This is a genomic window from Bacillus sp. JJ1127 (genome assembly GCF_036965845.1).
Classification (GTDB): Bacteria; Bacillota; Bacilli; order Bacillales; family Bacillaceae_G; genus Bacillus_A.
This window is the reverse complement of the sequence record NZ_JBALQK010000294.1, coordinates 3138-6286: the sequence shown is the minus strand read 5'-3', so window position 1 is coordinate 6286 and position 3149 is coordinate 3138. Positions and strand designations below refer to the sequence as shown.

Below are 3149 nucleotides of genomic sequence, written 5' to 3'. Positions count from 1 at the left end.
GCAGGAACACCTTAAAAAATTGTCTAGTTTCGTGTTGACATACCAGTATTTAAAAATAAGATCAGTAAAGTATGATGACAAAAAGATGTTTTCCTCTTATTAGGGGGATATTTAAAAACCTTAGCTTGATGGATATAGTGACCCCTATTAATAAACCTAAAGCAAACTTTAAGATTTTAGGAAGGCTTATTTAAGTTAAAATAAGGACTACTTAAAATACGGTATTCTTTCTAAGTTCATATAACTTACTTACTAAAGGTTTTGCTTCAAAAATATTATTTAAATATGCTTCTCGTTCCACAAAGGCTCCATAAATGGAGCTCCGAGTATTGCAACAAATCGTAAAAAAGAACAAGAGACTATTACAATACATAATAAAAAATAATTGAGTATCAATTATTATGTATAATTGCATAAAAACACTCCTCGATAATGATGATATAGTCTAATAAAGCTTCTATTGCAATGTTATTTGAAACGTAAAGAATCTGATGTAGTAACTTCAAATGATAAGCTACCACTATCGCATTAATATATTATTAAAATATAGGTTATTTTCCAGTTCTTGTTTCCTTGTATTTAAATATATACTATAATTCTCTAAGTAATATTATGGAAAAAGGGGTTTTCTTATAGAGATGGAGATGAGACAGTTACACGAAATAACTGAAGAGAAGAAAGAAGAATTAGTTCGATTAGTGGAGCAGCATGGATTATGCCATGATAAGGTTTTGCGTTTTAGTCAGGACATCGATGAACTGATTAACATGTTAATCTATACAAGAGAACTACAACATACTAATAGAATGATAGAAAACAGGAAGATTCAAAGACTAAGGAAACTTGGGATTATGTAGCTTGTTATTCTATTGGAAATATTTCAACTGAATATATATCAGAAGTTATTTTTACTAGTTACATAAATGAAGATGAAATTAAGTTACGTGAAGATTTAAAATAATGATTTAAATTTATTTAATATGGTCCAATAATAGTTTAGATGGTTCAGATGCAAATCTCAAATTAAGTCAAAAAATGTAATTCCATCAACCCAAAATTATAAAAAATAAAAGACAACCGTGAATTGATTGTCCTTTACTTTTAATTATATTTATAAATAATTTTTATTCTTTAATTTTAAATTGGGAAATTAATCCTTCTAATTCCTCGGTTTTTTTCCTTATTTGCATAGATTGATTTGTTATTTCTGTAATGGATGATGCTTGGGTTTGAATGGCTTGTACGGTTTGATTTGTATCTTTCGCTACTTTTGTAGAGGTTTCTGATACTGATGATAGTGAAGCATTAATTTCTTCCGTTCCAGCAGACATTTCTTCTGTTGTAGCTGATACTTCTTGGATTTGGCGTGTTATCTTATGAATGTCTTTCATAATGGTTGAAAAGGCCTCGTCTGCTTCATTGGCAGCATTTCTTCCTTGTGTAGCTTCTTCGTGTCCTTTTCTCATGATTTGAACAGTATCTTTTGTATCTTGTTGGATTGACTTAATTAAATTATTGATTTCATTTGCGGATTGCTTGGATTGTTCAGCTAAATCTCTCACTTCAGCGGCAACAACTGCAAATCCTTTTCCGTTTTCTCCTGCACGTGCTGCTTCGATTGCAGCATTTAAAGCAAGCAAGTTTGTTTGCTCCGCAATGTTTGTAATCGCGTCTAAAGCTTTATCGATATGTTGTGTACGCATAATAAGACGTTCGATCACTGTAGAAGTTTCTTCAACAACTGTATGCACATTATTCATTTGCGTAATAGATTGCTTGATTACTTTACTTCCATTATTTACACGATCTGTTGTAGCAACAGATACTTCCGCAACAGTTGCCGCTGATTCAGCTACTGTTTGAACGCCATTTGTTAGGTCATTCATTGCTGTTGAACTTTCATGAATATTAGTAACTTGTCCTTCTATTTGTTTGTTTACTTCATTAATGGTTTGAACGGCTTCGTGAGATATTTTAGATGCCTGTTTTGTATTCTGTAACATATTGTCGGTAGAGGAAGTAACTTCTTCTGTCGTTACATGGATTTTTTCAATTAATTGTTGTAAATTATCTAACATGTTATTAAAAGAGGTAACAATATTTCCTAATTCATCATTTGCTTGATAGGAAGTACGTATGACTAAATTTCCATCTGCTACTTGTGCCATATCATGCTCTAATAAAGTAATTGGACGCTTAATGGCTATTTTAGTGATATATCCAATACATGTAATAATTACAGCCGCAATAACTGAAATAATAATAAACGTCAGTATTATAGTATGTGCATCGTTCGTACTATTTTTTTGTAATTTTTCAGCCTGGCTACTATTATATTTCACAAGTTCTTGAATAGATTTAATTGCATTTTGCATAGCGGGCTCAGTGTTTTTTAAATAATAAGCATAAGCTTCATCATTTGTATTGTTTACTGCTAAATTTTGTGCTTCTTGCTGTTGAGTTCTGTATTCTTGAAAGTTTTTGTGGAAATTCTCATATAATTCCCTTTCTTCTTGTGAGTGGATTTTAGACTCGAATTTTTTTAATAACTCATCATTTTCTTTTTGCATTCGAGCTATATTATTTGTTAATTCTTTGGTTCTTTTTTCATCAGTTGTAATCATAAGTTCCATGAAATTACAATTGCGGTCGTAGAAATTAGATTCTAAAGATTCTATCCAAAAAATCGGAAGTAACCTTTCGTCATACATATTTGCAGAAGCTTCGCTCGTTTTCTTTAAAGAGATAACTCCTATAATAGATAAGAGAATACATGCAATACTAGCTATAATCATTAATGTATTCAACTTCGTACCAATTTTAGTGTTTTTTAGAATTGACATTCAACCACATCCTTATTAAATCTTTATATTACGTTATATATATTACAATAAAAAATGCCAAAAAACGACATATTTTTTAGAAATTTCGTTTTTTTTTGTCGCTTTTTGTTGTTTTTTAAAGAACTAAAATGAGTAAAGCTGTTAATCGAGAAGAATTATAGTATGTTCTGGCTGTGGTACTATCCCAGTGATAGATTAAGAGAATATTATTTTATTACTATTTATACATAATAAAAGGACTAGTATATCAGCTCTATATATACATCAATAAAAAAACGACATAACCCCCTTTTTAGGTGGGAGAGA

General features: G+C 30.4%; 2 protein-coding genes and 1 pseudogene. 2 read left to right on the top strand and 1 reads right to left on the bottom strand.

The features are described 5' to 3' along the window. Positions 1-638: 638 nt before the first annotated feature. A complete protein-coding gene (locus V7183_RS26045; RefSeq protein WP_438825194.1) occupies positions 639-857 on the top strand; it encodes an aspartyl-phosphate phosphatase Spo0E family protein in 219 nt (72 codons plus the stop codon). Continuing rightward, positions 812-961: pseudogene (locus V7183_RS22940) on the top strand (DUF4176 domain-containing protein); the annotation flags it as partial. The gene V7183_RS26045 and the pseudogene V7183_RS22940, both read left to right, overlap by 46 nt. A gap of 163 nt (positions 962-1124) precedes the next feature. On the opposite strand, the gene V7183_RS22935 reads toward V7183_RS22940, so the two are convergent. Continuing rightward, positions 1125-2843 carry a methyl-accepting chemotaxis protein gene (locus tag V7183_RS22935; RefSeq protein ID WP_335360953.1) on the bottom strand — a complete coding sequence of 573 codons (1719 nt, stop codon included), beginning with the start codon at positions 2841-2843 and terminating at the stop codon, positions 1125-1127. Between the last annotated feature and the right edge of the window lie 306 nt (positions 2844-3149).